This is a genomic window from Streptomyces misionensis, assembly GCF_900104815.1.
GTDB lineage: Bacteria > Actinomycetota > Actinomycetes > Streptomycetales > Streptomycetaceae > Streptomyces > Streptomyces misionensis.
This window is the reverse complement of record NZ_FNTD01000004.1, coordinates 3116142-3142176: the sequence shown is the minus strand read 5'-3', so window position 1 is coordinate 3142176 and position 26035 is coordinate 3116142. Positions and strand designations below refer to the sequence as shown.

25 protein-coding genes, 3 tRNA genes and 1 pseudogene are annotated in these 26035 nt (G+C 73.4%); 17 read left to right on the top strand and 12 right to left on the bottom strand.

All coding sequences use genetic code 11. The features are described 5' to 3' along the window. Nucleotides 1-63 precede the first annotated feature (63 nt). The 10 genes from BLW85_RS15920 to BLW85_RS15875 all read left to right on the top strand — a co-directional run bounded on the left by BLW85_RS15920 (nucleotide 64) and on the right by BLW85_RS15875 (nucleotide 8867). Nucleotides 64-819 carry a GntR family transcriptional regulator gene (locus BLW85_RS15920; protein WP_070027346.1) on the top strand — a complete coding sequence of 252 codons (756 nt, stop codon included), beginning with the start codon at nucleotides 64-66 and terminating at the stop codon, nucleotides 817-819. A 176-nt stretch (nucleotides 820-995) separates the two neighbouring features. Further along, nucleotides 996-2120, top strand: a complete 1125-nt coding sequence (locus tag BLW85_RS15915) for a TIGR03364 family FAD-dependent oxidoreductase (protein ID WP_070027347.1) — start codon at nucleotides 996-998, stop codon at nucleotides 2118-2120. Between the two features lie 7 nt (nucleotides 2121-2127). After that, on the top strand, nucleotides 2128-2826 hold the full coding sequence (locus BLW85_RS15910) for a phosphonatase-like hydrolase (RefSeq protein WP_074992399.1): 699 nt from the start codon (nucleotides 2128-2130) through the stop codon (nucleotides 2824-2826). 1 nt (nucleotide 2827) lies between these two features. Next, nucleotides 2828-3874 (top strand): ABC transporter ATP-binding protein, encoded by a 1047-nt coding sequence (locus tag BLW85_RS15905; RefSeq protein ID WP_074992398.1) that lies wholly within the window; start codon nucleotides 2828-2830, stop codon nucleotides 3872-3874. Continuing rightward, nucleotides 3867-4745, top strand: a complete 879-nt coding sequence (locus tag BLW85_RS15900) for a 2-aminoethylphosphonate ABC transporter permease subunit (protein WP_074992397.1) — start codon at nucleotides 3867-3869, stop codon at nucleotides 4743-4745. Before BLW85_RS15905 ends, BLW85_RS15900 begins: the two co-directional genes overlap by 8 nt. Further along, complete coding sequence (locus BLW85_RS15895; RefSeq protein WP_071828665.1) at nucleotides 4732-5529, top strand: ABC transporter permease; 798 nt, start codon at nucleotides 4732-4734, stop codon at nucleotides 5527-5529. Before BLW85_RS15900 ends, BLW85_RS15895 begins: the two co-directional genes overlap by 14 nt. A gap of 55 nt (nucleotides 5530-5584) precedes the next feature. Further along, complete coding sequence (locus tag BLW85_RS15890) at nucleotides 5585-6640, top strand: 2-aminoethylphosphonate ABC transporter substrate-binding protein (protein WP_074992396.1); 1056 nt, start codon at nucleotides 5585-5587, stop codon at nucleotides 6638-6640. 119 nt (nucleotides 6641-6759) lie between these two features. Next, nucleotides 6760-7539: an HAD-IIA family hydrolase gene (locus tag BLW85_RS15885; RefSeq protein WP_070027352.1), complete on the top strand. Its 780-nt coding sequence runs from the start codon at nucleotides 6760-6762 to the stop codon at nucleotides 7537-7539. Nucleotides 7540-7641: 102 nt separating this feature from the next. Then, entirely contained in the window at nucleotides 7642-8208 is a 567-nt protein-coding gene (locus BLW85_RS15880; protein ID WP_074992395.1) for a hypothetical protein, read from the top strand. An 8-nt stretch (nucleotides 8209-8216) separates the two neighbouring features. Further along, nucleotides 8217-8867 (top strand): class F sortase, encoded by a 651-nt coding sequence (locus BLW85_RS15875; RefSeq protein WP_074992394.1) that lies wholly within the window; start codon nucleotides 8217-8219, stop codon nucleotides 8865-8867. Nucleotides 8868-8924: 57 nt separating this feature from the next. On the opposite strand, the gene BLW85_RS15870 is transcribed toward BLW85_RS15875, so the two are convergent. Then, nucleotides 8925-8998 (bottom strand) — tRNA-Lys (locus tag BLW85_RS15870). A gap of 176 nt (nucleotides 8999-9174) precedes the next feature. Here BLW85_RS15870 and BLW85_RS15865 point away from each other — a divergent pair. From BLW85_RS15865 to BLW85_RS15855, 3 genes are all read left to right on the top strand, one after another. After that, on the top strand, nucleotides 9175-10464 hold the full coding sequence (locus BLW85_RS15865) for a peptidoglycan-binding protein (protein WP_074992393.1): 1290 nt from the start codon (nucleotides 9175-9177) through the stop codon (nucleotides 10462-10464). 67 nt (nucleotides 10465-10531) lie between these two features. Further along, nucleotides 10532-11662, top strand: coding sequence for an SPFH domain-containing protein (locus BLW85_RS15860; RefSeq protein ID WP_070027356.1), 1131 nt, complete (start codon nucleotides 10532-10534; stop codon nucleotides 11660-11662). 123 nt (nucleotides 11663-11785) lie between these two features. Continuing rightward, nucleotides 11786-12391: a lytic polysaccharide monooxygenase auxiliary activity family 9 protein gene (locus BLW85_RS15855; RefSeq protein WP_070027357.1), complete on the top strand. Its 606-nt coding sequence runs from the start codon at nucleotides 11786-11788 to the stop codon at nucleotides 12389-12391. 43 nt (nucleotides 12392-12434) lie between these two features. On the opposite strand, the gene BLW85_RS15850 is transcribed toward BLW85_RS15855, so the two are convergent. The 8 genes from BLW85_RS15850 to BLW85_RS15815 all read right to left on the bottom strand — a co-directional run bounded on the left by BLW85_RS15850 (nucleotide 12435) and on the right by BLW85_RS15815 (nucleotide 19275). After that, nucleotides 12435-12508 (bottom strand) — tRNA-Lys (locus BLW85_RS15850). 87 nt (nucleotides 12509-12595) lie between these two features. After that, on the bottom strand, nucleotides 12596-13354 hold the full coding sequence (locus tag BLW85_RS15845) for an IclR family transcriptional regulator (RefSeq protein WP_070027358.1): 759 nt from the start codon (nucleotides 13352-13354) through the stop codon (nucleotides 12596-12598). 214 nt (nucleotides 13355-13568) lie between these two features. Continuing rightward, nucleotides 13569-14351, bottom strand: a complete 783-nt coding sequence (gene ehuA / locus BLW85_RS15840) for an ectoine/hydroxyectoine ABC transporter ATP-binding protein EhuA (protein ID WP_074992392.1) — start codon at nucleotides 14349-14351, stop codon at nucleotides 13569-13571. After that, complete coding sequence (ehuD, locus tag BLW85_RS15835) at nucleotides 14341-14991, bottom strand: ectoine/hydroxyectoine ABC transporter permease subunit EhuD (protein ID WP_070027360.1); 651 nt, start codon at nucleotides 14989-14991, stop codon at nucleotides 14341-14343. Before ehuD ends, ehuA begins: the two co-directional genes overlap by 11 nt. Further along, complete coding sequence (gene ehuC, locus BLW85_RS15830) at nucleotides 14988-15707, bottom strand: ectoine/hydroxyectoine ABC transporter permease subunit EhuC (RefSeq protein ID WP_074992391.1); 720 nt, start codon at nucleotides 15705-15707, stop codon at nucleotides 14988-14990. Before ehuC ends, ehuD begins: the two co-directional genes overlap by 4 nt. After that, nucleotides 15704-16618 carry an ectoine/hydroxyectoine ABC transporter substrate-binding protein EhuB gene (ehuB, locus tag BLW85_RS15825; RefSeq protein WP_071828868.1) on the bottom strand — a complete coding sequence of 305 codons (915 nt, stop codon included), beginning with the start codon at nucleotides 16616-16618 and terminating at the stop codon, nucleotides 15704-15706. The genes ehuC and ehuB overlap by 4 nt, the downstream gene beginning before the upstream one ends. Nucleotides 16619-16902: 284 nt before the next feature. Further along, nucleotides 16903-18309: an amidase gene (locus BLW85_RS15820; protein WP_074992390.1), complete on the bottom strand. Its 1407-nt coding sequence runs from the start codon at nucleotides 18307-18309 to the stop codon at nucleotides 16903-16905. A 15-nt stretch (nucleotides 18310-18324) separates the two neighbouring features. Then, the gene (locus BLW85_RS15815) at nucleotides 18325-19275 is read right to left on the bottom strand and encodes a D-2-hydroxyacid dehydrogenase (protein WP_074992389.1); all 951 of its coding nucleotides are present in this window, start codon (nucleotides 19273-19275) and stop codon (nucleotides 18325-18327) included. Between the two features lie 465 nt (nucleotides 19276-19740). On the opposite strand from BLW85_RS15815, the pseudogene BLW85_RS41045 reads away from it, so the two are divergent. The 3 genes and pseudogenes from BLW85_RS41045 to BLW85_RS15805 form a co-directional block, all read left to right on the top strand. Beyond that, nucleotides 19741-19881, top strand: a pseudogene (locus BLW85_RS41045) (maleate cis-trans isomerase family protein); the annotation flags it as partial. Continuing rightward, nucleotides 19878-20609, top strand: a complete 732-nt coding sequence (locus BLW85_RS15810; RefSeq protein ID WP_074992388.1) for a maleate cis-trans isomerase family protein — start codon at nucleotides 19878-19880, stop codon at nucleotides 20607-20609. The pseudogene BLW85_RS41045 and the gene BLW85_RS15810, both read left to right, overlap by 4 nt. A gap of 96 nt (nucleotides 20610-20705) precedes the next feature. Beyond that, nucleotides 20706-21803, top strand: a complete 1098-nt coding sequence (locus BLW85_RS15805) for an LLM class flavin-dependent oxidoreductase (RefSeq protein ID WP_070027366.1) — start codon at nucleotides 20706-20708, stop codon at nucleotides 21801-21803. A gap of 6 nt (nucleotides 21804-21809) precedes the next feature. On the opposite strand, the gene BLW85_RS15800 is transcribed toward BLW85_RS15805, so the two are convergent. Further along, nucleotides 21810-23615, bottom strand: a complete 1806-nt coding sequence (locus BLW85_RS15800; RefSeq protein ID WP_070027367.1) for a putative bifunctional diguanylate cyclase/phosphodiesterase — start codon at nucleotides 23613-23615, stop codon at nucleotides 21810-21812. A 323-nt stretch (nucleotides 23616-23938) separates the two neighbouring features. Between BLW85_RS15800 and BLW85_RS15795 the strand changes: the two genes are divergently transcribed. Next, on the top strand, nucleotides 23939-25198 hold the full coding sequence (locus tag BLW85_RS15795; protein ID WP_074992387.1) for a M6 family metalloprotease domain-containing protein: 1260 nt from the start codon (nucleotides 23939-23941) through the stop codon (nucleotides 25196-25198). 159 nt (nucleotides 25199-25357) lie between these two features. Here the strand turns inward: BLW85_RS15795 and BLW85_RS15790 are convergent. Together BLW85_RS15790 and BLW85_RS15785 are read right to left on the bottom strand one after the other, a co-directional pair. Further along, a tRNA-Lys gene (locus tag BLW85_RS15790) sits at nucleotides 25358-25431 on the bottom strand. Continuing rightward, nucleotides 25422-25967, bottom strand: coding sequence for a hypothetical protein (locus BLW85_RS15785; protein WP_074992386.1), 546 nt, complete (start codon nucleotides 25965-25967; stop codon nucleotides 25422-25424). Before BLW85_RS15785 ends, BLW85_RS15790 begins: the two co-directional genes overlap by 10 nt. Between the last annotated feature and the right edge of the window lie 68 nt (nucleotides 25968-26035).

The following is a 26035-nucleotide window of genomic DNA, read 5'->3' as shown; positions in this document are numbered from 1 at the left end:
CCGGGCGGCCCCAACTCCCCACCCCTCACCGCCCCGAGGGCTCCCGTCTGCGACGATCCCTGCGTGGACTACCCCTATGAGCAGGCCCCAGGTGCCCCCGTCCGGTCCGGCGTCCCCGAGCACGGGCGGATCCCGAAGTACTACGCGGTGAAGGCCCGGATCGCCGCGCTGCTGGAGGAGCTGGGGGAGGACAGCGTCATCCCGACCGAGCGGGACCTCGCGGAGCGGTACGACGTCGCCCGCGAGACCGTGCGGCAGGCCGTGCGGGAACTGGTGCTGGAGGGGCGGCTGCGCAGGCGCGGGCGCGGGACGGTGGTCGCCGGACCCAAGCTGGCGCAGCCGCTGTCCCTGGCCAGCTACACCGAGGGGGTGCGCCGGCAGGGCCGTACCCCGGGCCGGGCGCTCGTCACCCTGGACCGGTTCCCCTGCCCCGGCCCGCTCGCCGCCGAGACCGGGCTGACCCGGGGCGAGCCCGTCTGGCACCTGGAGCGGGTGCTGCTCGCCGACGAGGAGCGGGTCGGTCTGGAGAGCACGTACGTGGCCGTCGAGCGGGTACCCCGGCTGGACTCCGACTTCGACGCCGACTCCTCCTTCTACGGCTATCTCGCCGCCCAGGGCATCACCTTCGGCGACGCCGACGAGCGCATCGAGACCGTGCTCGCCACCCCCCGCGAGGCGCTGCTCATCGGCACCCCGCCCGCGCTCCCCATGCTGCTGATCCACCGGGTCTCCCGGGACGCCGACGGCCGCCCCCTGGAGCGGGTGCGGTCGCTGTACCGGGGCGACCGGTTCTCCTTCACCACACACCTCCAGGGTTGAGCGGAACCCCTCCCCCTTTCCGGTGCCGTTCCGCCGTTTCGTCGCGTTCGATCCGCTACGGGCACCCTCTTGTGTAACGACGAGATAACGGGTCTAGCCCAAACTTGGAGGGTCGTTCACCGTCCCGTCGACGCGCGGACGTCTTCGGTTACCCGCCCCCGAGCACCGTTGGCGCCGTGAGAGTGACAGTCGTCGGAGGCGGCGTGGTCGGCACCATGCACGCCTGGCAAGCAATCGAACGTGGCCACGAGGTCGTACAGATCGAGCGCGAGGCGGAGGCGCGCGGCGCGTCGCTGCGCAACTTCGGGCAGATCTGGGTGAGCGGCCGGGCGGGGGGCGAGGAGCTGGAGACCGCGCTGCGGGCGCGGGAGCTGTGGGAGGAGATCGGCGGCCGGGTGCCCGCGCTGGGCTTCCGCGCCAACGGCTCGCTCACCCCGGTGCGCACGGACCTCGAACTGGCCGTGGCCGAGGCCGCCGTGGCCCGCCCCGACGCCGCCGCCCGCGGCTACGCACTGCTGACCCCGGGCGAGGCCCGCACGCTCAACCCGGCGCTGCGCGGCGAGTTCATCGCGGCCCTGCACTGCGAGCGGGACGCGGCGGTCGAGCCCCGCACCGCCCAGCGCGCCCTGCGCGAGGAACTGCGCAGGTCCCCCCGCTACACCTTCCTGCCGGGCCGCGAGGTCCGGGACGTGGTCGGCGCCGGAGCCGTCCGCGACGACCACGGGGACGTGCACCACGCCGACGCGGTCGTGCTGGCCACCGGCGCGTGGCTCGGCGGTCTGGTCCGCGAGCTGGCCGGCCCCGGACTGCCGGTGCGCCGGGTCCGGTTGCAGATGATGCAGACCGACCCGCTGGGCGAGGCGCTGCCCACCTCGGTGGCCGACGGCGACAGCTTCCGCTACTACCCCGCCTACGCCTCCCCGGCCCTGGACGCGCTCAACGCCGGCCAGCCGCAGCCGCGGACCGCGGCCGCGCACAAGATGCAGCTGCTCATGGTGCAGCGCGCCGACGGCGGTCTGACCATCGGCGACACCCACGAGTACGAGCATCCCTTCGCCTTCGACACCGTCGAGGAGCCGTACGAGCACCTGAAGGGCGTCGTGGAGACCCTGCTCGGCCGGCCGCTGCCGCGCATCCGGCACCGCTGGGCGGGGGTGTACGCGCAGTGCGCCGACAAGAGCCGCGTGGTGCACCGCCAGCAGGTGAGCGACGGGGTATGGCTGGTCACCGGGCCCGGCGGCCGGGGCATGACCTGCTCCCCCGCGATAGCCGAGACCACCGCGAACGAACTGGGCTGGTGAACACCCCATGACCGACACCACCACCGACATCCGCCTCGTCGTCCTCGACATGGCCGGCACCACCGTCGCCGACGGCGGGCTCGTGGAGCGCGCCTTCGCCGAGGCCGCCGCCGAACTCGGCGTCCGGGAGGGCACCGCCGAGCACGCCGAGCACCTCGCCTACGTCCGCGCCACCATGGGCGAGTCCAAGATCTCCGTCTTCCGGCACCTGTTCGGGGACGAGGAGCGCGCCCGGCGCGCCAACGCCGCCTTCGAGAAGGCGTACGGCGAGCTGGTCGACGCCGGGCTGATCGCCCCCGTCCCCGGTGCCCGCGAGGCCATCGAGGAACTGCTCGCGAGCGGCCGCGGCGTGGTGCTGACCACCGGCTTCGCCCGGATCACCCAGGACGCCGTCCTCGCCGCCCTCGGCTGGCGGGACCTGGTGCCGCTCACCCTGTGCCCGGCCGACGCCGGCGGGCGCGGGCGGCCCTTCCCGGACATGGTCCTGGAGGCCTTCGTCCGCACCAAGGCGGCCGAGGACGTACGGCAGGTCGCCGTCGTCGGCGACACCTCGTACGACGTGCTCAGCGGGGTGCGCGCGGGCGCCGGACTGGTCGCGGGCGTGCGCACCGGGGCCCATGGCGACGAGCAGTTCCGCGCCGCCGGTGCCACCCACGTCCTGGACTCCGTGGCCGGACTGCCGGCGCTGCTCGCGGGAGCCCGGTGAGATGAGCATCCGCTTCGATTCCGTCACGGTCGCCTACGACGGCAATGTCGTCCTCGACTCCCTCGAGCTGGCCGTCGAGCCCGGCGAGGTCATGGCGCTCCTCGGGCCGTCCGGCTCCGGCAAGACCACCGCGCTGCGGGCGGTCGCCGGGTTCGTCCGGCCCGCGTCCGGGCGGGTGTTCCTCGGCGGCCGGGACGTGACGGACCTGCCGCCGTACCGGCGGGGCATCGGGATGGTCGTCCAGCAGTACGCGCTCTTCCCGCACATGCGGGTGGACGAGAACGTGGCCTTCGGCCTCAAGGCCCGGGGGACGGCCAGGAGCGAGATACGGCAACGGGTCGGCGAGGCACTGGAGATGACCGGCATGGCCGCCTACGCCCGCCGTCATCCGCGCGAGCTGTCCGGCGGGCAGCAGCAGCGCGTCGCCATCGCCCGCGCGCTCGCCATCCGGCCCGGCGTGCTCCTCCTGGACGAGCCGCTGTCCGCGCTCGACGCCCGGCTGCGCTCCGGGATGCTCGCCGAACTCGCCCGGCTGCACCGCGAGTTGCCGGACGTCACCATGCTGTACGTCACCCACGACCAGGTCGAGGCGCTGACCCTCGCCGACCGGATCGCGGTGATGGACAAGGCGCGGCTGCGTGCCTGCGGAACACCCAGGGAGCTGTACCGGGCGCCCACCGACGCGTTCACCGCGTCCTTCGTGGGCGGCGCGAACCTGCTGCCGGTGACGGTCGGTGCCGGGGGCGTCGACATCGCCGGCCGGGAGGTGAAGGTCGACACGGCGGGGGCCGTCGCGGGGGCGCGGGCCACCCTGTGCGTCCGGCCGCACCTGGTCGGGCTCGGCACGGGGCCGAACCAGCTCACCGGCGTGGTCCAGGAGATCCAGTGGCGGGGGGCCACGCACCGGGTCCATGTGAAGGTCGGCGAGCACGACGTCATGGCGGACGTCCGCGAGCTGCGGGACCCGCCGGCGCGGGGGGCCGAGGTCGCGCTGCACTTCGCCTCCGACGACGCGGTGCTGCTGCCCGCGGGGGTCGGCCATGGCTGAGGCGGTGCGCAAGGCGCGGGTCGTCCGCGCCGGCGCGGACGGCTCCCCGCGTTCCCTCGGGGCGTTCGTCCGGGCCCTTCCCCCCGTCGCCCTCCTGGCCCTCTTCTTCCTCTACCCGCTCGCCCTCGTGGTGCGGCAGTCCTTCCGGCCCGACAGCGGCGGGACCTCCCTCCGGCCGTACGCCGACGTGTTCGCCTCGGAGGCGTTCCGGCAGGCGCTGTGGACCACCGTGTGGCTGGCCCTCGCCGCCACCGCCGGGTGCCTCGTGCTCGGGTTCCTGCTGGCCCTGGTGATCGCGTTCGTGCCGTTCCCCGGGGCGAAGGCGGTGGCGCGGTTCGTCGACGTGTTCCTGTCCTTCCCGTCCTTCCTGATCACGCTGGCCCTGCTGTTCGTCTACGGCAGCGTCGGCATGGCCAACGGCGCGTGGACCGGGCTGACCGGCGCGGCGCAGGGGCCCTTCCAGTTCCTGAACACGCCCTGGGGCGTGCTGCTCGCGGAAGTCACCTACTTCACGCCGTTCGTCATGCGGCCCCTGCTCGCCGCCTTCTCGCAGCTGGACACCGCCCAGCTGGAGGCGGCCGGTTCGCTGGGGGCGCGGGCGCCGCGGATCGTGCGGAAGGTGATCCTGCCGGAGGCGCTGCCCGCGCTCGCGGCCGGCGGCAGCCTCGTCCTGGTGCTCTGCCTCAACGAGTTCGGCATCGTGCTGTTCACCGGCGCGAAGGGCGTCACCACCCTGCCGATGCTCGTCTACAGCAAGGCGATCCTGGAGTCCGACTACCCGGGCGCCTGTGTGGTCGCCGTCGTCAACGTCCTGATCTCCGTGGGTCTTTACGGCCTCTACCGGGTGGTGAGCCGTCGTGCTGGTGCATAGCCGAGGGGCCAGGTGGGCCCTGTGGGCGGTGTTCCTCGTCCTCTTCCTGCCGCTGTTCGCGCTGCCCCTGCTGGTGGTGCTGGGCGCCTCCTTCGCCACCCACTGGTCCAGCGTCCTGCCCTCGGGCCCGACGCTCGCCAACTACCGCGCCGCGACCCGGGGCGAGGCGCTCCAGGCGCTCGTCACCAGCCTGCTCACGGCCGCCGGGGCCAGCCTCCTCGCGCTGGCCGCCGGCACCTGGGCCGCGCTCGCCGGGGCGGCCCTGGGCAAGCGCGGCAAGCGGGTGCTGGACGCCCTGTTCGTGCTGCCGGTCGCGGTGCCCTCGGTGGTCGTGGGCCTGTCCGTCCTGGTGGCCTTCTCGCAGCCGCCGCTGCTGCTCAACGGCACCCGGTGGATCGTGATCGTCGCGCACACCGTGCTGGTCACCGCCTTCGCCCACCAGTCCGTGTCGGCGGCGATCACCCGCCTGGACCCGGCCTACGAGCAGGCCGCCGCCTCCCTGGGCGCCCGGCCCTCCCATGTGCTGTGGCGGGTGCGGCTGCCCCTGCTGCTGCCCTCCCTCACCGCGGCCGCCGGACTCTGCTTCGCCCTGTCCATGGGCGAGCTGAGCGCCACGATGATGCTCTATCCCCCGGACTGGACCCCGCTGCCCGTCCTGATCTACGCGGCCACCGACCGGGGCGCCCTGTTCAGCGGCTCCGCCGTCGCCATGGTGCTGATGGCCGCCACCCTGCTCGTCCTGTTCGCCGTCTCCCGGGTCCGCACCCGGGCGTCGTACCGCTGACCCTCCCGCCGTCTCCCTCCCGACCGCCGTGAAAACGCCAGGAGTCCGTTCCGCCATGCCCAGAACCCGCGTCTGCCTCGCCATAGCCCTCGCCCTGCTCGCCACCCCCGCGCTGTCCGCCTGCGGCGGCTCCTCCGCCGCCTCCGACGCCAAGGAGGTCACCGTCTACAGCGCGGACGGCCTCAAGGGCGAGAACGGGGACGGCTGGTACGACAAGGTCTTCGCGGACTTCACCAAGAAGACCGGCATCAAGGTCAAGTACGTCGAGGGCGGCTCCGGCGAGGTGGTGCAGCGCGCCGTCCGCGAGAAGAGCAACCCGCAGGCCGATGTGCTGGTCACCCTGCCGCCGTTCATCCAGGAGGCGGACGGCAAGGGCCTGCTGGAGAAGTACGAGCCCAAGGACTCCACGGCGGTCAGCGGGGCCGACAAGGCCCCCGACGGCACGTGGACGGCCGTCGTCAACAACTACTTCGGCTTCGTCTACAACAAGAAGGAGCTGAAGCAGGCGCCGAAGACCTGGGACGACCTGCTCGACGCCAGGTACAAGAACAAGTTGCAGTACTCCACCCCGGGCGTGGCCGGCGACGGCACGGCCGTGCTCATCCAGGCCATGCACGACCTCGGCGGCAAGGACCAGGCCCTCGCCTACCTGAAGAAGCTCCAGGCCAACAACGTCGGGCCGTCCGCCTCCACCGGCAAACTGGCGCCCAAGGTGGACAAGGGCGAGCTGCTGGTCGCCAACGGCGACGTGCAGATGAACTACGCGCAGTCCAAGACCATGCCCAACCTCGGCATCTGGTTCCCGGCCGGCAAGGACGGCAAGCCCTCCACCTTCGCGTTGCCGTACGCGGCCGGGCTCGTCTCCAAGGCCCCGCACGGCGCCAACGGCAGGAAGCTGCTCGACTTCATGCTGTCACAGCGGGCCCAGGCCGAGGTCAGCTCGGTCGGCGGCGGCTTCGCCGTCCGCGAGGACGCCAAGGCCACCGACGCCAACGCCGCCGCACTCGCCGAGCTGATGGACGGCGTCGAGTTCTTCCAGCCCGACTGGAACGACATCGACAAGAACCTCGCGTCCTACGTCGACGACTGGAAGTCCGCGACGGGCAGCTGATCGCCTGGCCGGACTCCGGGGTACGGATCGGCCGGGTCTGGCTACGCTGGGGGGCGTCGGTACGCCGTGGTTCCGGCGCCCCCGTCCGTTGACCGCACGCATGCCAGGAGACGCACAACATGGCAGACCGCAAGCCCATCGAATCGTGGCTCACCGACATGGACGGCGTCCTGATCCACGAGGGTGTGCCGATCCCCGGCGCCGAGGCCTTCCTGAAGAAGCTGCGCGACTCGGGCCGCCCCTTCCTGGTCCTCACCAACAACTCCATCTACACCGCCCGCGACCTGCACGCCCGGCTGCGCCGCATGGGCCTGGACGTGCCGACCGAGAACATCTGGACCTCGGCCCTGGCCACCGCCCAGTTCCTGAACGACCAGCGCCCGGGCGGCAGCGCCTACGTCATCGGCGAGGCCGGCCTGACCACCGCGCTGCACGACATCGGCTACATACTCACCGACCACGAGCCCGACTTCGTGATCCTCGGCGAGACCCGCACCTACTCCTTCGAGGCCCTGACCAAGGCCGTCCGGCTGATCAACGCCGGCGCCCGGTTCATCGCCACCAACCCCGACAACGTCGGCCCCTCCACCGACGGCGACCTGCCCGCCACCGGCTCGGTCGCCGCCCTGATCACCGCCGCGACCGGCCGCAGCCCGTACTTCGTCGGCAAGCCCAACCCGCTGATGATGCGCGCGGGCCTGAACGCGATCGGCGCCCACTCCGAGACCTCCGCGATGATCGGCGACCGCATGGACACCGACGTGCTCGCGGGCCTGGAGGCCGGGATGCGCACCTTCCTGGTGCTCAGCGGGGTCACCCGGATCGCCGAGGTGGACCGCCACCCCTTCCGGCCCTCCCAGATCGTCGACTCCATCGCGGACCTCGTCGACCTCGTCTGAGCCCGGCCGGGTCCGGCCATCACCCGGACGGAGCAGCGCGGCGCCCCCCGAGGTGCGGGGGCGCCCGGGCCGGGGGAACCTCCTGATGTCTGGAGGTTCACGATGGGCTCACTACCCCTCACTGTGTGCAGCGGCCTGCTGGCCGTCGCCGCGCTCGGACCGGCGGCCCAGGCGGCCCACGCGGCGGGCGGCGGCACCCTCGCCGCCGTGCCCGAGTCCCCCGCGCCGGGGACCGACGTGACCCTGCGGGTCGTCGGCTGCACCGGGAGACAGGCCACCGCCGCCTCACGCGCCTTCGTCAGCGACGCCCGGCTGACCGGCGCCGGGGGCACCTTGTCCGGCGAGACCCGCGTGGGCTCCTCCGTCGGGCCGGGTGCCTACGACGTCAAGGTCACCTGCGCGGACCGGGTGGTCGACGGCACCATCACGGTCGTGGCGAAAGGAGCCGCCGAAGGAGCCGGCGCGAGCGCCCAGGGGCAGCCCGGCGGGCCCCCCGCCACACCCGTCGCCCCGGTCGACGCCGGCGGTGGCGCCACCGCCCGGTTCGCCACCGTCGCCACCAGCGGGAGCGGACCGGAGACCGCCCAGGCCCTGACCGGGCTCGCGCTGGCCTCGATCGCCGCCGTCGCCGTGGGGCTGCGCGCCCGCCGCGGCCGCCGCCCGCACTGAGGGCGCGGATGCGCGAAGAGCACCTCCGCGGCCGTCTGTGCACCGCCCTGACCTGGGCGGTGCTGCTGCTCGGGCTGTGGCTGTGGGGGCGGGCCGTCACCGCCGTACCCCAGGAGGCACGGCACCCGGAGACCGGCGATCTGTTCGCCCTCGGCGCCACCGCGCCCGTCCGGCTGCCACCCCCCGCGCGGCCGCTGCCGAAGGCGCTGCCCCAGCGCATCGACATCCCCCGGCTCGGCGTCCAGGCGCCGGTGGTGACCCGCGGTCTGGACGGGCGCGGCGCGCTCGACCCGCCGCCCTTCGGCCAGCCGGGCGTGGTCGGCTGGTACGGCGCCGGGACCCGGCCGGGCGCGAGCGGTGCCGCCCTGATGGTGGGCCACCTCGACACCGACACCCGGCCCGCCGTGTTCCACCGGCTGCGCACCCTCACCCCCGGCGCCGCGGTGCGGGTGGTCCGCTCGGACGGCAGGGTCGCCCGGTTCACCGTCGAGGACGTCCGCGTCCTGCCCCGTACCGGTTTCGACGCCCGGCAGGCCTACGCGCCGCGTGTGCCCGGCCGGGCCGAGCTGCGCCTGATCACCTGCGGCGGCGGCTTCCGCGACGGCGCCTACACGGCGAACGTGGTCGTCTCGGCGTACCTCACCGGCGCCACGGGGTGACCGTGGCCCGGCATGCGGAAAGGCCCCTCGCTGCTGCGAGGGGCCTTTCCGTGTCGGTGCGCCGCCAGGGACTCGAACCCCGGACCCGCTGATTAAGAGTCAGCTGCTCTAACCAACTGAGCTAGCGGCGCCTGCTGACAGAGAGAACTCTACCTGACCTGCGGGGGTGCTGATGACCACCCGGGGGAGTCCGCGGGGGGTGCCGTACATCATTCGGACCGTCAAAGTGCGCGCCTCGGCCAGAGTTGGAAAACTGATCAACGTGCACACAAGCGGACGAAAACACCATGAATGTGAGGCAGATCGCATGGCCGCTCCGGCGTTCGAGGAGTTCGAACCCGCGCGTGACTGCGGCTGTCCCGGCTGTGTCCACCGGCGGCGCACCCCCCGCCGCCCGCTGCCCGGCCGGATCGGCCACCGTCCCGCGGCCCGCGGCATGGTCCTCGTCGCCGCCGTGTCCGCCGCGCTCGGCGCGACGCCCCCGGCGACCGCCCTCACCGCCGGCCACGGACCGCACCGCCAGGCCGTCCCCGGCGACGGCGAGCCCGACACCCCCCAGGGCACCGAGTCCCCGCTGCACGGCCCGGCCGGCAGACCGGCCGCGCCCGGAGGCGTCGGCACCCCGCGCACCACCCGCGACGCCATCATCAAGCGGGCCAGGTCGTGGGTGACCGCCAAGGTGCCGTACAGCATGAGCCGCTACTGGACCGACGGCTACCGGCAGGACTGCTCCGGCTACGTCTCCATGGCCTGGGGGCTGAACAGCAACCAGTGGACCGGCAGCCTCGCCAAGTACGGCGTGAGGATCAAGAAGTCCCAGCTCCAGCCCGGCGACATCCTGCTCCACCACAACACGGCCGACCCCCAGCAGGGCTCCCACGTGGTGATCTTCGGCGGCTGGACGGACTACACGCACACCTACTACAAGGTCTACGAGCAGACGCCCCCGCACACCCGCTCCCAGACCACGCCGTACCCCTACTGGAACCACACCGGCGGGTACGTCCCCTACCGCTACAAGGGCCTGACCGACGGCAGTCCCGGCCCCGAGGCGGCGGACGGCAAGGTCACGGACCTCTTCCCGGGCGCCGCGTCCTTCGGGCCCGGCGCGTACAACGCCCACGTCACCCGGCTGGGGCAGATGCTGGTGGCCCGGGGCGCGGGACCGTACTACCCGAAGGGCCCGGGGCCGGTCTGGAGCGAGGGCGACCGGCGGGCCACCGAGGCGTTCCAGCGGGCGCAGGGCTGGAGCGACGAGGAGGCCGACGGGCTGCCGGGCCCGCGCACCTGGGCGCTGCTCGTCTCCGGCGGGGGCCGGGACATCGCCCCGGACGAGGACGGCCCCGCCTCGCACGGGGTGCCGGGTTACCCCGGCAAGGCGTACTTCCGCCCGGGGCAGAGCAACGACCACATCACCCGGCTCGGGGCCCAGCTGGTGACCCAGGGGTTCGGCCGGTTCTACGACACCGGGCCCGGCCCGCGGTGGGGCGAGGCGGACCGGCGGGCGGTGGCCGCCTTCCAGCGTTCCCAGGGCTGGCGGGGCGGCGCGGCCGACGGCAGTCCGGGCCCGGAGACCTGGCGCCGCCTGTTCGCGTGACTGTCCGGTGTCGCCCCCCTGTTCACCCATTTTCATGACGCATCTGGCGCGGAGGCTGGAGGCACCCATGAGTACGACCACCTCGCACACACCGTCCGGATCCGAGGAGCGACCGCAGGCCGCCACGGCCACCGGCACCCGCCCGGCCCGGCTGATCCGGAACGAGTCCACCACCGAGATCCCGGTCCATCTGCTCTTCCGCGACGATCCCGGTCCGGACGGGACGCCGCCGCGGCCCGCCGTCGTGGGGCGCCGCCAGGGCACGGGCGAGCTGCCGCGCACGAGCCGTCCGGCCGAGCGGCGGCGCCCGCTGCCCCGGGTCGACCCGGAGCTGCGCGAGCGCCCGGCGCGGGTGCTGCCCGGGGCGGCCGGGGTGCTCGCCGGGGCCTGCGGGGTCACCGGCGCGCTGGCCGCGTCCTGGTGGGCCGGGGTGCTGCCGCCGCTCGCCGTGCAGGCGCTGCGGCTGCCGGCGCCCGCGGACCCGGGCCTCGGACCGGCGCAGTGGGCGGCGTACGCCGGGGCCGGGCTGCTCGGCGCGGCCGGTTTCGGCGGGCTGGCCCGGGGCCGCACCGGCCGGGCCTGGGTGGTGGGCCTGTTCGGCCGCTACCGGGGCACCGTCCGGCGCACCGGGCTGCTCTGGGTCAACCCGCTGCTGCGCCGCAGGCGGGTGGACGTGCGGCTGCGCCACTGGCGCAGCGAGGCGATGCCCGCGGCGGACCCGGGCGGGCTGGCGGTGCGGGTGGTGGTGCTGGTGGTGTGGCGGGTGCGGGACACCGCGCGGGCGGTGCTGGGCCTGGAGGACCACGAGCGGTATCTGCGCGAGTGCGTGGAGGCGGCGCTGGCCCGGGTGCCGGTGGAGCCGGCGGTCGGCAGCCGGGGCGGGCCCGCGGTGGCCGGGGAGGCGCTGACCCGGCTGGTGGTGGCGGAGACCGCGCCGGCCGGTCTGGAGGTGTTCTCCGTGCGGCCGCTGCGGGCGGAGTACGCCCCGCAGATCGCGGACGCGATGCAGCGCCGCCGGATCGCCGCGCTGGAGGCCCGGCAGCGGGCCAGCATGCTCAGCTCGGTCGTGGACTCCGTGGAGGACACGGTGACCCGGCTGACCACGCGCGGGCTGGTCGAGCTGGACGACTCCGAGCGCAAGGTGCTGGTGCGGGACCTGACGGTGGCGTTCTGCGCGGGCCGCGGCGAGCGGGCGTAGCCGGTCCGTTCGCTTCTGCCACTGGTATGGACATGCTCAAGTGCCGCCCATAACCTGTGAGTTGGTCTAGACCTACCCTCTGCACGGCTCACCGAACTCCCCACGTTCTCCAGGAGCGGCAGTATGCGCACCAAGACGAAGATGTCCGCGGTCGTGCTCGGAGTGGTGACCGCCGGAGCGTTCGCGCTCTCCACCGGCGGCGCCAGCGGGCACGGCTACACCGATCTCCCCGTCAGCAGGCAGAAGCTCTGCGCCGACGGCACGGTCAAGGGCTGCGGCGACATCCAGTACGAGCCGCAGAGCGTCGAGGGCCCCAAGGGCTTCCCGGCCGCCGGGCCCGCCGACGGCCAGCTCTGCAACGGCGGGGTGGACCGCTTCACCCAGCTCAGCTCGCCGACCGCCCCGTCCGGCGCGGCCTGGCCCACCACCAAGGTGACCGGCGGGCAGTCGTACACCTTCCGCTGGCAGTTCACCGCCCGGCACGCCACGACGGACTTCAAGTACTACGTCACCAAGCCGGGCTGGAACCAGAACCACCCGCTGTCCCGGTCGGACCTCAACCTCACGCCGTTCCTGACGGTGCCCTACAACGGTCAGCAGCCGCCGGCGACGCTCAGCCACAGCGGCACCCTGCCCACGGGCCTGTCCGGTCACCACGTGATCCTCGCGGTGTGGACGATCGCCGACACGGGCAACGCGTTCTACGCGTGCTCGGACGTCACGTTCTAGGCATGCGGAAGGCCCCTCACCGAGGTGAGGGGCCTTCTTGCTGTGCGCCGCCAGGGACTCGAACCCCGGACCCGCTGATTAAGAGTCAGCTGCTCTAACCAACTGAGCTAGCGGCGCGTGACTCTCGCCTTCCGCTTTCCGCGGCCGGCGACGAAGAAAATACTACCTGGTCCCCGGGAGTGCTCGTGACCACCCGGGGAGTCGTCAGAGAGCCAGCGACAGCAGCACCGGTGCCGCGTTCCGGTTGAGCGCGTCCGCGGCCCGCTTCAGCCGGTGCGCGTGCTCCACCGGGAGCGACAGCGCCAGGCAGCCCACCGAGGCGCCCGCGGTGATCGGGACGGCCGCGCAGACCGTGCCCACCGCGTACTCCTGGAGGTCCAGCACCGGCACCGTGGGCGGCTGGGACTCCAGGCGGGACAGCAGCAGCTTGTCGCTGGTGATGGTGCGCGAGGTGAGCCGGGCCATCTTGTGCCGGGCCAGGTGGTCGCGGCGGGCGTTGTGGTCCAGCTGGGTGAGCAGGCTCTTGCCGACCGCCGTGGCGTGGGCGGAGACGCGGAAGTCCACCCACTCGTTGACCGCGGGCATGCCGGGTCCGGCGGCGTACTGGGTGACCTTCACCTCGCCGTCGACGTAGCGGCTGATGTAGACGGCCGCGCCGACCGAGTCGCGCAGCCGGTCCAGGGTGCGCTGGAGCTTGTCGGCGAGGGCCCGCTCGCGGTCCTCGGCCGAGGTGAGGCGGCGCAGGGTGTCGCCGGTGACGTACGCGCCGCCGCCGACCTGCTCGACGTAGCCCTCCCGGCGCAGCATCCGCAGCAGCGGGGCGAGCCGCCCGGGACCGAGGCCGGTGAGCCGGGTCAGCCCGGTCTCGGTGACCCCGGTGGCGGTGCGCGCCACGGTCTCCAGCACGCGCAGCGCGTCCTGGGCCGAGTGGTACGGGGCGGTCGGCTCGTGCATCAGCGCCACGGTGTTCCCCCCTGCGCTCGCTTACTGGGCCGTGGATCTCCGGACGGTGCGGCGCTTCCACGATAACGGGCAAACGGCCGCCGGGGAGAGGGCGTTGACAAGTTTCCGATCCGTCGCTCCCGCTCCCGGCGGCGGCCCGAACTGCGGCGACGACCCTTTGGCATATGCCAGGGTCATGCCCCAATGGCTGGACCTCGGCCGTTGCCCGCGGCCCTCACAGCACCGCGCTCAGGAACTCCCGGGTGCGTTCCTGCTCCGGCTCGGAGAAGATCTTCTCCGGCGGCCCCGACTCGATCACCCGGCCGCCGTCGAACATCAGTACCTGATCGGAGATGTCCCGGGCGAAGCCCATCTCGTGCGTCACGCACAGCATGGTGATGTCGGTGCTGCGCGCGATGTCCCGCAGCAGATCGAGCACGCCGGCGACCAGCTCCGGGTCGAGCGCGGAGGTCACCTCGTCCAGCAGCAGCACCCGCGGCCGCATCGCCAGCGCCCGCGCGATCGCCACCCGCTGCTGCTGCCCGCCGGACAGCTGGGCCGGGCGCGCCCCGCACTTGTCGGCGAGGCCCACCAGCTCCAGCAGCCCCCGCGCCCGCTCCTCCGCCTCGTCCTTGGACAGGCCGAGGACCTGCACCGGCGCCTCGGTCAGATTGCGCAGCACCGTCATGTTCGGGAACAGGTTGAAGTGCTGGAACACCATCCCGATCTTCTTGCGGACCTCCCGGACCCGCTTCTCCGGCGCCGGGAACAGCCTCTCGCCGTCGACGGTGATGACCCCCTCGTCCGGCTTGGTCAGGGTCATCAGGAGTCTGAGGATCGTGGTCTTGCCGGAGCCGGACGGCCCGATCAGGGTCACGTGCCTGCCGGGCTGGACGGCGAAGTCCAGGTGGTCGAGCACGGTGTTCGCGCCGAAGCGCTTGGTGACCTGCTCCAGGCGGATCAGATCGGCCGGCTGGGCGGCGGTGACGGACGGCTCGGTACGGGTCTCAACGGACAAGGCGTCGCTCCAGGGCTCGCAGGAGAAGGGAGGCCAGGTAGGAGATGAGGACGAAGGCCACGCCGATCACGGTGAGCGGCTCGGTGAACTGGAAGCGCTGCTGGGAGAAGAGCCGGGCCTGGCCCAGCATCTCCAGCACGGTGATCACCATCAGCATCGGTGTGTCCTTGAGCATGGAGATCACGTAGTTGCCCAGCGCCGGCACCACCCGGCGGATCGCCTGCGGCAGGATCACCGCGGTCCAGGTCCGCCGCCGCGGCAGGTTCAGCGCGGTCGCCGCCTCCCACTGGCCGACGGGCACCGCCTCGATGCCGGCCCGGTAGACCTGCATGGTGTACGTCGAGTAGTGCAGGCCGATCGCGAAGACGCCGGTGGTCAGCGCGGAGAACGTCAGCCCCCACTCCGGCAGCACGTAGAAGAGGAAGAACAGCTGCACCAGCAGCGGGGTGTTGCGCACGAACTCCGTGACCACCCCGACCGGCCAGCGCACCCAGCGGGTCGGCGCCCGCATCAGCAGCGTCCACACCAGACCGAGGGTGAAGGACAGCAGCGAACCCAGCGCCAGCGCCTGGAGGGTGACCAGCAGGCCGTCCCAGAAGTGGGGCATGAAGTCGCTCACCGCGTGCCAGTCCCACGTCATGCGACACCACCGCCCACCCCGGTCGTCTGTGCCCGCTTCAGCTCGCGCGCCGCCCGCTCCGTGCCGGCGTCCTTGTCGATCCCGGCCTTCAGCCGCTTCTCCAGGCCGCGCATCAGCCGGGTCAGCACGAAGGCGATCACGAAGTAGATGACCAGCACGTACGTGTAGATCTCCGCGCTCCGCTGGAGCGCGAGCCGCACCAGGTTGGCGCTGAACGTCAGATCGCCCATGCCCATGACCGACACCAGCGCGGTGCCCTTGAGCAGCTCGATCAGCAGATTGCAGAAGGAGGGGATCATCTCCGGCACCGCCTGCGGCAGCACGATCAGCCGCATCCGCTGCGCCGGGGTGAAGCTCAGCGCGATCCCGCCCTCGCGCTGCGCCGGGTCCACCGCGTTCAGCGCCCCGCGCACGATCTCCGAGCCGTACGCGCCGTACGTCAGCCCCAGCGCCAGCGTGCCCGCCCACATCGGCACCAGCTGCCAGCCGAAGGCGATCGGCAACACGAAGAACACCCAGAAGATCATCACCAGCGCCGAGGTGCCGCGGAAGACCTCGGTGTAGACGCCGGCCACGAAGCGCACGATCCACAACCGGTGGGTGCGCGCCATGCCGACCACGAAGGACACCGCGGCGGCCAGCAGCGCGCTGAACACCAGCAGCTGGAGGGTGGTCCAGACGCCCTTGAGCACCAGTTCCCACAGGCCCGAGGTCATTGCCCGCACAGCTCCTTCGCCGTCAGGTCCGTCATCTCGGCCTTGCTGAAACCGAACGGCCGCAGGATCCGGAACAGCTCCCCGGTCCGCTTCAGCTCGCGCAGCTCCACGTTGAAGGCGTCCCGCAGCCGCGTCTCGGTCGGCCGGAACGCGAACGCCCCGCCGTCCACATGGGGCTTGCCCCCGACCAGCGGCGCGAACGGGGCGGTGGCCTCCGCCTTGGCGGACTTCTTCACGACCTCGCGGGTGGTGAGCGCCGTGCCCGCGAACACGTCCACCCGTCCCGCCTCGACCGCGTTCAGCCCGGCCACCTGGTCCGGCACGATCAGGATGTCGCTCTGCCGGTAGCCCGCCTCGACGGCGTACTGGATCTCGGCGAACCCGGTCCCGGTCGCGAACCTCGCCTTCTTCGCGACGACGTCCTGATAGGTGTGCAACCCCTTCGGGTTCCCCTTGCGGACGATGAACGAATCCAGCATCTGGTAGTCCGGGTCCGCGAAGATCACCTGCTTGCAGCGGTCGGCGTTGACGTACATGCCGGCCGCGACCACGTCGAACTGCTGCGAGTTCAGGCCGGGGACGAGCGAGCCGAACTCGGTCGGCACCGGCTGCACCCGGTCCACCCCGAGCCGCTTGAAGACCGCCTTCGCCAGCTCGGGCGCCTCACCGGTGAGACGGCCGTCCTTGTCGATGTACCCGAAGGGGATCTCCCCGGCGATCCCGAGGCGTACGACGCCCTGCGCGCGGAGCCGGTCGAGCAGGTCGCCGCCGTTCCCGCCGGCGGCCGCCACCCGCGTGCAGCCCGCGGCGCCCAGCGCCCCGAGCGCCGCGATCCCGCGGAGAAACGTCCGCCGGCCGGGTCTGTGGTGCGGCCGGAAAGTGTGTATGCCGTTCCCATGTGGTGCAGCCATGGCGGCGCGGCTACCCAAGCGAATCCGGGGTATGCACCCCGGTTTTCCGGCCGGACGGAGCGTCACCGTCCCGTCCGGACGACGCGATCCGCGGTGCCGCGCACGGCAGTTGACCGTCCGTGCGCTCCTGACCTGCGCGGCGGTGTCCGGCGCGGGCCGCCACGCCGGACACCCGCGCACCGGGGCCGCCGGCCCGTTCCCGCCCCGGTCTCCACAGAACCCCCACCGGAGGATCCGACGGTCACCCCGTCCCCGAAGACCTCTGCCGCTCCCTTCCGGCCTGCTCAGTTCCCGGCGGGCGTGACCACCGGGCGGCACGCGACCCCGGCCTCGTACAGCGCGTGCGCGGCCCGCAGCACCAGGTCGTCGCGGTGGCGGGCGGCGACGAGCTGGAGGCCGACGGGCAGGCCGTCCCCGTCCCTGCCGACCGGCACCGACGCGGCCGGCTGCTGGGTGAGGTTGAAGGGGTAGGTGAACGGCGTCCAGCCGGTCCAGCGCCGGTGGGCCGAACCCCTCGGCACCTCCACACCCGCCTCGAACGCCGTCAGCGGCAGCGTCGGCGTCACCAGCAGGTCGTACCGCTCGTGGAACCGCCCCATCCGCCGGCCCAGATCCATCCGGGCGTCCACCGCCGCCAGATAGTCCAGCGCGCTCAGCCGCGCCCCCCGCGCACAGACCTCCGCCAGCCCCGGGTCGAGGAGCTTGCGCAGGTGCGGGGAGAGCAGCTGGGCGATCCGGGCCGCGCCGCTGAACCACAGGACCTCGAACGCCTCCACCGGATCGCTGAAGTCGGGGTCCGCCTCCTCGACGTACGCGCCGAGGTCCGCGAGCCGCGCCACCGCCCGCCGTACCGCCGCCGCGACCGCCGGTGCCACCGCCACCTGCCCGCCGAACGACGGCGAGTACGCCACCCGAAGCCCCCGCACACCCCCGGCCAGCGCGTGGGTGAAGGAGCCCGGTGCGGGCGGCAGCGCCGACCAGTCGCGGGCGTCCGGCCCGGCGACGACGTCGAGCAGCAGCGCCGCGTCGGCCGCGTCCCGGGCCATCGGCCCGGCGTGGGCCAGCGTGCCGAACGGGCTCGCCGGGTACAGCGGCACCCTGCCGTACGTCGGCTTCAGCCCGAAGATCCCGCAGAACGCGGCCGGGATCCGGATGCTGCCCCCGCCGTCCGTGCCCAGCGACAGCGGGCCCGCGCCGAGCGCCACCGCCGCCGCGCTGCCGCCGCTGGAGCCGCCGGTGGTGCGCGAGGTGTCGTACGGATTGCGGGTGACACCGGTCAGCGGCGAGTCGGTGACCCCCTTCCAGCCGAACTCGGGCGTCGTCGTCTTGCCGAGGACCACCGCGCCGTGCTCCCGCAGCCGCGCCACCGAGGGCGCGTCCTCCGCCCAGGCACCCCGCTCGGACAGGGCCCGCGAGCCGCGCAGCGTGGGGTGGCCGCGCAGCGGCAGCAGGTCCTTCACGCTCACCGGCACCCCGTCCAGCAGCCCCGCCGGCTCCCCGCGCCGCCAGCGCCCGGCCGACTCCCGCGCCCGCGCCAGCGCGTCCCGCTCGGTCAGCCGGACGAACGCGTTCACCCGCGACTGGGTGTTCCGGGCCAGCGCCAGTGCCTGCTCGGTCGCCTCCACCGGAGTGAACTCGCCCGTGCGGTAGCCGTCCAGGAGCCGGCGGGCGGTGAGGTCGGTGAGCTGCATGCACCCTCCAGGAGGTCAGTGGCCGGGCACGTATCCACGCGTCTTGTCGACCACGTTCACCAGTGATCTGCCCGCCGCCCACCGCTCGTACAACTCCACGAACTGCCGCCCCAGTTCATCGCGCCAGCCGACCGTGTCCCCGCTCATGTGCGGGGAGACGATCAGCCCCGGCAGCTCCCACAGCGGGCTGTCCGCGGGCAGCGGCTCGGCGGCGAACACGTCCAGGGCGGCGCCCGCGATCCAGCGCCGGGACAGGGCCCCCGCGAGCGCCTCCTCGTCGACCAGCTGCCCGCGCCCGACGTTGACGAAGAACGCCGAGGGCTGCATCACGCCGAACCGGTGCGCGTCGAACATGCGGTACGTGGCCTCCGTCAGCGGCGCCGCCGCGATCACCCAGTCCGCGCGGGAGATCAGCCGGTCCAGGTCGGCCGGCCCGTACACACCGGTCCGCGGCACCCGCCCGACGAGTGCCGTCGTCACCCCCAGCGCCTTCAGCATCCGGACGATCGCCCGGCCGATGGGACCCGAACCGACCACACAGGCACGGGTACCCGCCACCCGCCGGCTCTCCCGGTGCCGCCACACCCGCTCCCGCTGCTGCTCCAGGGTGCGCGGCAGATCCTTGGCCACGGCCAGCACCAGGGCCGCCACGTACTCGGCGATCGGCTGGTCGAAGACGCCTCGGGCGTTGGTGACCACCGTCTGCGAGGCGGCCAGCTCCGGGCACATCAGATGGTCCACGCCCGCGCTCGCCGTGTGCACCCAGCGCGGCCGGGGCCCCGGGCCGGGCCACGCCTCGCGCACCGCGGTCGAGGTGAAGTCCCAGACCAGCAGCACGTCCGCCGTGGGCAGCCGCTCGGCCAGGTGCGCCGCGTCCGTGCGCACGATCCGGGCGCGCCCGGTCAGCCGGCCGAGCCGGGGCGGCGGCTCGGCGTCCAGCACGAGCAGGGTGGGGACGGTCGTCATGGGCGCGGCTCCCGTCGTCCGAGGGGGTGCCTGCCCAGGCGTCCGGAGGTGCCGCCGCGAACGCCTGAGATGCACGGATCGTCCACGCTCGCACCCCGGCCCACCGTCGTCAACACGGGCGTTCCCGCCATCCGTTGTCCCCGTCCTCCCCGTCCTCCCCGGCCTCCCCGTCCTCCCCGTCCTCCCCGTCCTTCGAGGGTGCGGCCGGTGCCCGCGACGGACGCGCCCTTCCGGGCGGCCCCGACGGGAGGCACGGCGGTGCGCGCCCCGACCGCCGTGACCCCGGAGCGCTCGCCCGCGCCCCGGGCGGCTTCCCCGGCGGGGCCGCGGGCGAGGTGCGCGGCCGTGATCCGGGTCCGGGCCCGGCCCCGCGTCACCACCTCCGGCGCCCCGGGCGCGGCACCGCGCCGGCCGGCACCGAGCGCCTCGCCCCGGTGACGCCCCGCACGGCCCGCGTGCCGTCCGCTCTCGGCCAACCAGGTCGCGATGTGGGCTGCGCCGCGGAGGCTGGGTACCCGAGCCGTGGAACCGTACCGGGCGCCGCCGCACGAGGGTGCCCGGACACGGCCCGTACCGCACGACCGGACGCAGGAAGGCTGGACATGACCGCACTCGGATTCCTCTACCCGGGCCACTTCGCCGAGGACGACTATCCGCGCATCGAGCAGCTCCTGGGCAGCGACATCCGGGTGGACCTGGTCCACACCGACATCGGCGAGGGCGCGCAGCGGGTGGCCGCGCTGCGCGAGATGGGCTCCGCCGAGCGGCTGCGCGAGGGCATGGAGCGGCTGCGGCTGGCCGGTGCCGAGACGGTGGTGTGGGCGTGCACCAGCGGCGGCTTCGTGCACGGCTGGCAGGGCGCCCAGGACCAGGTGCGCACGCTGGCCCGGCTGGCCGGGATGCCGGCCTCCTCGACGTCCTTCGGCTTCGTGCACGCGGCCCGTGAGCTGGGGGTGCGGCGGGTCGCCGTGGGCGCCACCTACCCGGAGGACGTCACCGCGCTGTTCGCCGAGTTCCTGCGGGCGGCCGGCCTGGAGGTGACCGCCGTGCACTCCTCGGGGGTCGTCACCGCCGCCGAGGCGGCGCGCTGGGGCGAGGAGGAGGTACTGACGCTCGCGCGGGCCGCGGACGACCCCGGCGCGGACGCGGTGCTGCTGCCGGACACCGCCCTGCACACGGCCGCCTGCCTCGGACTGCTGGAGAAGTCCCTGTCCAAGCCGGTGCTCACCGCCAACCAGGTCACCGTGTGGGAGGGCCTGCGGCTCGCCGACCGGCGGGTGAACGCGCCGGAGCTGGGGACGCTGTTCACCCGGGAACCGCTGGTCCAGGTCTGAGTGCCGGGACCGGGCGGCCGGCGGCGGAATAACCGGGGGCCGCCCCCGGTTGTCACCCTCCGGCACAGCTCACGCCGCGAACAGGAGGCCCTCACCGTGTCGGCAGACGAGGCAGACGAGATCCGGGGAACGACGCACGGCACCGCGCCCGTCCCCCTCTCCGTGCTGGACCTGGTGACCGTCGGCGCGGGCCGCACCGCCACCGACGCCCTGCGCACCAGCGTCGAGCTGTCCCGGCTCACCGAGGCCCGCGGGTTCCACCGCTACTGGGTCGCCGAGCACCACTCCATGCCCGGCGTCGCCTCCTCCTCGCCGGCCGTGATCCTCGCCCACCTCGCCGCCCACACCGACCGCATCCGGCTCGGCTCGGGCGGCGTCATGCTGCCCAACCACGCCCCCCTGGTGATCGCCGAGCAGTTCGGCACGCTGGAGGCGATGGCGCCGGGCCGGGTCGACCTCGGGCTCGGCCGGGCCCCCGGCACCGACGGCGCCACGGCCGCGGCCCTGCGCCGCACCGACACCCTGAACGAGGGCGCCGACGACTTCCCGCAGCAGCTCGCCGAGCTGACCCGCTTCCTCGACGACGACTTCCCCGACGGCCACCCCTACCGGCGCATCCACGCCATCCCGGGCCCGATCCAGGGGAGCACCCCGGGCGGGGTCCAGTCCCCGCACCGCCCGCCGATCTGGCTGCTCGGCTCCTCCGGGTTCTCCGCCCAGCTGGCCGGCATGCTCGGCCTGCCGTTCGCCTTCGCGCACCACTTCTCGGCGCAGAACACCATCCCCGCGCTCGACCTGTACCGCCAGACCTTCCGGCCCTCCGAGGTGCTGGCCGAGCCGTACGCCCTGATCGGCGTCTCCGCGCTGGCCACCGACGAGGAGGGCGAGGCGCGCCGCCAGACCCGCGCGATGGGCCTGAACATGCTCCGGCTGCGCACCGGCCGCCCCGGTCTGTTCCCCGACCCCGCGGAGGCCGAGCGGCAGGAACTCGGCCCGATGGAGGAGGAGTTCATCGACTCCTGGTCGTCCAACGTGGTGTACGGCACCGCCGACGAGGTGCGGACCGGCCTCGACGAGCTGCAAAAGCGCACCGGGGCCGACGAGCTGATGCTCACCACCCACGCCCACCGGGGCGAACTGCGCGTTCGCTCCTACGAGTTGATCGCCGACGCCTATGGACTGCCCACCGCGTAGGGCCGGTCAGGGCTTTCCCGCCGCGTAGCTGCGGGCGCCCAGCAGCTCGGAGATGCGGTCCGGCGGCACCGGGCGGGAGTACAGCCAGCCCTGTCCGGTGTCGCAGCCGATCCGCCGCAGCCGGCTCGCCTGTGCCGCGGTCTCCACGCACTCGGCGGTGACCGTCAGCCCGAGCCGGTGGGCCAGCTGGATCATCGCCTCCACGATCACCTCGTCGGCGGGGTTCGGCGGCACCCCCTTGGGCGCCTCCTCGTACTGGAAGCCGCGGACGAAGGAACCGTCCAGCTTCAGCGCGGAGACCGGCAGCCGGCTGAGGTAGGCGAGGTTGGAGTAGCCGGTGCCGAAGTCGTCGATGGCGATGCGCACCCCCATGTCGCTCAGGGCCTGCAACGCCTGGAGCGGGCGGCCCGCCGAGCCCATCACCGCGGACTCGGTCAGCTCCAGCTGCAACAGGTGCGGGGCCAGCCCGGTCTCCGCGAGGGTCTGCGCCACATCGGCCACCAGGTCGGAGTCCCACACCTGGCGCACGGCCACGTTCACGCTGACGAAGATCGGCGGCTCGCCGGGGTGGTCCAGCTGCCAGCGGCGGGCCTGCCGGCAGGCGGTGACCAGCGCCCAGCGGCCTAGCTGCACGATCGAACCGTCCTCCTCGGCCAGCCCGATGAACCGATTCGGCGTCAGCGTGCCGAACTGCGGATGGTGCCAGCGCACCAGCGCCTCGACCCCGGACAGCCGGCCGTCCTCCATGCCCACCAGCGGCTGGTAGTCCAGCACGAACTCGCCGCGCTCGATGGCGGGGCGCAGGGTGGAGGAGAGAGCCTGGCGGGTCATCCGGTGCGCGTTGCGCTCGGGGTCGAACAGGGTCCAGCGCGCCTTGCCGTCGGCCTTCGCCCAGTAGAGCGTCGTATCGGCCGCCTGCATCAGACCGGTCGCGGTGGTGCCCGCCGCGTGGCGTTCCACCACACCGATGGAGGCCGTCAGCGACAGCCGCTGCCCGGCCAGGTCGAAGGGCTCCTCAAGGGACTTGAGCGCCGACTCGGCGAGGTCGGCGAGCTGTTCGGTGCCGGTGGAGTCCTCCACCAGCAGCGCGAACTCGTCGCCGCCGAGCCGGGCCACCAGCGGGGTGGCGGCGCGGGCGTACCCGGCCGCGTCGGCGACCGTGGTCAGCCGCTCGGCGACGGCCGCGAGCAGCCGGTCGCCGACCCGGTGGCCGAGGGTGTCGTTGACGGCCTTGAACCCGTCCAGGTCCAGGTAGCACAGTCCGATCCGGCCGGTGCCGCCGCGCTCGTACGACTCCGCCTCCAGCGCGGCCGACAACCGCTCGAAGAACAGGGTGCGGTTGGGCAGCCGGGTCACCGGGTCGTGCATCTGCAAGTGCCGCAGCCGCGCCTGGAGTTCGCGCCGGGCGCTGATGTCGGCGACGGACAGCAGCACGCCCGCCTCGCCGTCGGTCAGCGGGGCGACGGTGAGCTGCACCCACACCGAGTTGCCCCCGGGGTGCTTCAGCCGGCGGGTGCAGCGCAGCCGGGCCTGCCGGCCGCTCAGCACCTCGCGGTAGGCGTGCCAGGAGCGGACGTCGGCGGTCAGGTCCACCAGGTCGGCGGCGGCCCGGCCGGCGAGGGAGGCGCAGTCGAGGCCGAGGAGTTCGCCGAAGGCGGGGTTGGCGCGGACGACGATTCCCGCGTGGTCCACGACGGCCATGGCGAGCGGGGCCGCCCCGAAGACACGGTCGTAGGTGGTGTGATCACTGTCTGTGACGGCTGACCGGTCGAGGTCTGCCGCGGGCGTCGGCCCTTCGGACGTTCCGCTCACCGCTCGCTCCCGCAGTGCACTCGATCTCTGTCCGTGCCGGAAAGTGTGCCGATCATAGAGGCTGGCCCCGGGCCCTTCCAGCCACCGTCCAGTCTCCCGGACCGGTGGGACTTTCTGACAGATCGTTTCTGCCCGCACCTGGACGGGTTATTGAGGCCGTCGACCAGTTGTGACGTTCCGTGAGTGATGCGGTGATGTCGTGCGCCGTCGTGCGCCTGGCGCCCGAATGGGGAGTGCTCACTCTTCCGGTGCAGACAAACAGGACATGGAGTGGCGAAACACAGCAATCTGGGTGCGGGTCCGTCGAACCGCGTCCGGAGGTCATGTCCGTGCCCCTGCTGCGCAGCACCGCCGCCGTGTGCACCACGTTGTCGGCGCTGGCCGCGACCTCGATCATCGCCGGACCGTCGGTCGCCGAGCCCTTCGCCACGGCCCCGTGCGCCCTGCACCGCACCGGTGCCCGCCACTCCGAGGGGGCGGACACCTGGGACGCGGACTACGCCCGCCCCACCAGGGCGCTGAACGCCGTCATGATCTTCCTGTCGTTCCCGGACGCGGTCCCGCAGACCACCCCGGCGGAGCTGACCGCCGATCACTTCCCGCAGACCAGCCGCTACTTCGAGCAGGCCTCCTACGGCAGGTTCACCCTGCGCGCGCATCCGCTGGGCCACTGGTTGCGTATGCCCCGTCCGTCCACGGCGTACGCCGTGCGGCGGGACTGGGCCGCCGAGGACCGGGCCGCGTATCTGCGGGACGCCTTCAAAGTGGCCGACAAAGCCGTCGACTTCTCCCGCTACCAGGTGGTGTACCTCGTCGCGGACCCGGACGCGCCCGGAGTGGACTCCGACGCCACCAAGGTCGTCAACCTGGACACGCCCGTCCACGTGGACGGCACGGACGTACGGCGGGTCGTCACGGTGTTCGAGAAGCATCCGCCGGACCGGCTGGTCCTCGCCCATGAGACCGGCCACGTCTTCGACCTGCCCGACCTCTACCACCGCCCGGCCGACGGCAAGGGGGACTGGGACACCTATGTCGGCGACTGGGACCTGATGGGCAGCCAGTTCGGCCTGTCGCCCGACATGTTCGCCTGGCACAAGTGGCGGCTCGGCTGGCTGGATCCGCGCCAGGTGATGTGCGTCCGCGGCGCCGGGCCGACCCGGCTCACCCTGGAGCCCCTCGCGGCGGGGCCCGGCATCCCCGTGCAGGGGGCCGCCGGGGCGCCCGCCTTCGGTCTCGGCGACGGGCTGAAGCTGGCGGTGGTGCGCACCGGCCCGGACAGCGTCATCGCGGTGGAGGCCCGCACCGCCGCCGGCAACGACCGCACCACCTGCCGCGAGGGCATCCTTGTCTACCGGGTGCGCAGCGGCGCCGAGTCCGGCGGCGGTCCCGTCGAGGTGGTCGACGCCCACCCGCACACCGCGGCCTGCCCGGACGACTCGGTCTACCCGCCCCTCGCGGACGCCCCGATCGCGCTGGGGGAGAGTTTCACCGTCCCGGGCGCGGGCGTGAAGATCGAGGCGGAGGACCGGACGGCCTCGGGGGCGTGGACCGTGCAGATCACACAGCGGATCACGGGGTGACTTTTCGGCCGGCGGTCACCGGGCCGAAGGCGGCGGGGCCGACCGTGGCGGGGGTGTGGGTGGCGGAGCCCCCACGACGCGCCGGCGAAGCCGCGCAAAAACAGCGAGGGCGATTTACGGCCGCGTTTTTTGCGGTCGTAAATCGCCCTCGCCGTCGCGTGCGCCGCCAGGGACTCGAACCCCGGACCCGCTGATTAAGAGTCAGCTGCTCTAACCAACTGAGCTAGCGGCGCCTGCTGACGTCGTAGACCTTAGCATCCTCGTCGGCGGGAGGAAAAATCGATATCCGCACCGCCGTGCGTGCCGCCCGCACGGCCGCCCACAGCAGCACCTCCGGGCCCGGCAGCCAGGGCCGGCGCGCGTCCGGGGCGACCACCCAGCGGGGCCCGCCGCAGGTGTCGCCGCCGTCCGGCGACGGGACGGTCACCGCGTCGCCCGTGCCGTGGCACAGCAGGGGCGGTACCGCCGCCGCCCGGTGCGAGCCCCACTCCTCCCAGGCCAGCAGCGAGGGCAGCCGGTGGGCGGTGCCGGGGGCGCAGAACAGCAGCATCCGGCCGCGGGACATCGCGACCGGGCCGGAACCGGGGCCCTCCTCCCACAGGCGGTCCAGCATCCGGCGCCCGAAGACGACCGGGGCGCTCACCACGTCGAAGACGGTGCCGCAGGGCAGGGCGGCCGGGGCGGACGTGTACGGCGGGTACGTCCCGGCGGAGGCCAGCCAGGCGGCGCCGTCGGGGGTGACGCGGGTGACGTTCGGCGTACTGCTCATGTCGTCCAGATCTACCCGCCGTGAGCAACCGATTCTCCTGAGTTGCGGAAAACCGGGACAGGGGAGGA

What these genes read in the sequence shown, in the direction of transcription:
- BLW85_RS15910 (WP_074992399.1), top strand. Translation starts at nt 2,128, where the DNA reads ATGACCGACACCACCACCGACATCCGCCTCGTCGTCCTCGACATGGCC.
- BLW85_RS15905 (WP_074992398.1), top strand. Translation starts at nt 2,828, where the DNA reads ATGAGCATCCGCTTCGATTCCGTCACGGTCGCCTACGACGGCAATGTC.
- BLW85_RS15900 (WP_074992397.1), top strand. Translation starts at nt 3,867, where the DNA reads ATGGCTGAGGCGGTGCGCAAGGCGCGGGTCGTCCGCGCCGGCGCGGAC.
- BLW85_RS15890 (WP_074992396.1), top strand. Translation starts at nt 5,585, where the DNA reads ATGCCCAGAACCCGCGTCTGCCTCGCCATAGCCCTCGCCCTGCTCGCC.
- BLW85_RS15885 (WP_070027352.1), top strand. Translation starts at nt 6,760, where the DNA reads ATGGCAGACCGCAAGCCCATCGAATCGTGGCTCACCGACATGGACGGC.
- BLW85_RS15880 (WP_074992395.1), top strand. Translation starts at nt 7,642, where the DNA reads ATGGGCTCACTACCCCTCACTGTGTGCAGCGGCCTGCTGGCCGTCGCC.
- BLW85_RS15875 (WP_074992394.1), top strand. Translation starts at nt 8,217, where the DNA reads ATGCGCGAAGAGCACCTCCGCGGCCGTCTGTGCACCGCCCTGACCTGG.
- BLW85_RS15865 (WP_074992393.1), top strand. Translation starts at nt 9,175, where the DNA reads ATGGCCGCTCCGGCGTTCGAGGAGTTCGAACCCGCGCGTGACTGCGGC.
- BLW85_RS15860 (WP_070027356.1), top strand. Translation starts at nt 10,532, where the DNA reads ATGAGTACGACCACCTCGCACACACCGTCCGGATCCGAGGAGCGACCG.
- BLW85_RS15855 (WP_070027357.1), top strand. Translation starts at nt 11,786, where the DNA reads ATGCGCACCAAGACGAAGATGTCCGCGGTCGTGCTCGGAGTGGTGACC.
- ehuD (WP_070027360.1), bottom strand. Translation starts at nt 14,991, where the DNA reads ATGACGTGGGACTGGCACGCGGTGAGCGACTTCATGCCCCACTTCTGG.
- ehuC (WP_074992391.1), bottom strand. Translation starts at nt 15,707, where the DNA reads ATGACCTCGGGCCTGTGGGAACTGGTGCTCAAGGGCGTCTGGACCACC.
- ehuB (WP_071828868.1), bottom strand. Translation starts at nt 16,618, where the DNA reads ATGGCTGCACCACATGGGAACGGCATACACACTTTCCGGCCGCACCAC.
- BLW85_RS15820 (WP_074992390.1), bottom strand. Translation starts at nt 18,309, where the DNA reads ATGCAGCTCACCGACCTCACCGCCCGCCGGCTCCTGGACGGCTACCGC.
- BLW85_RS15815 (WP_074992389.1), bottom strand. Translation starts at nt 19,275, where the DNA reads ATGACGACCGTCCCCACCCTGCTCGTGCTGGACGCCGAGCCGCCGCCC.
- BLW85_RS15810 (WP_074992388.1), top strand. Translation starts at nt 19,878, where the DNA reads ATGACCGCACTCGGATTCCTCTACCCGGGCCACTTCGCCGAGGACGAC.
- BLW85_RS15795 (WP_074992387.1), top strand. Translation starts at nt 23,939, where the DNA reads ATGTCCGTGCCCCTGCTGCGCAGCACCGCCGCCGTGTGCACCACGTTG.
- BLW85_RS15785 (WP_074992386.1), bottom strand. Translation starts at nt 25,967, where the DNA reads ATGAGCAGTACGCCGAACGTCACCCGCGTCACCCCCGACGGCGCCGCC.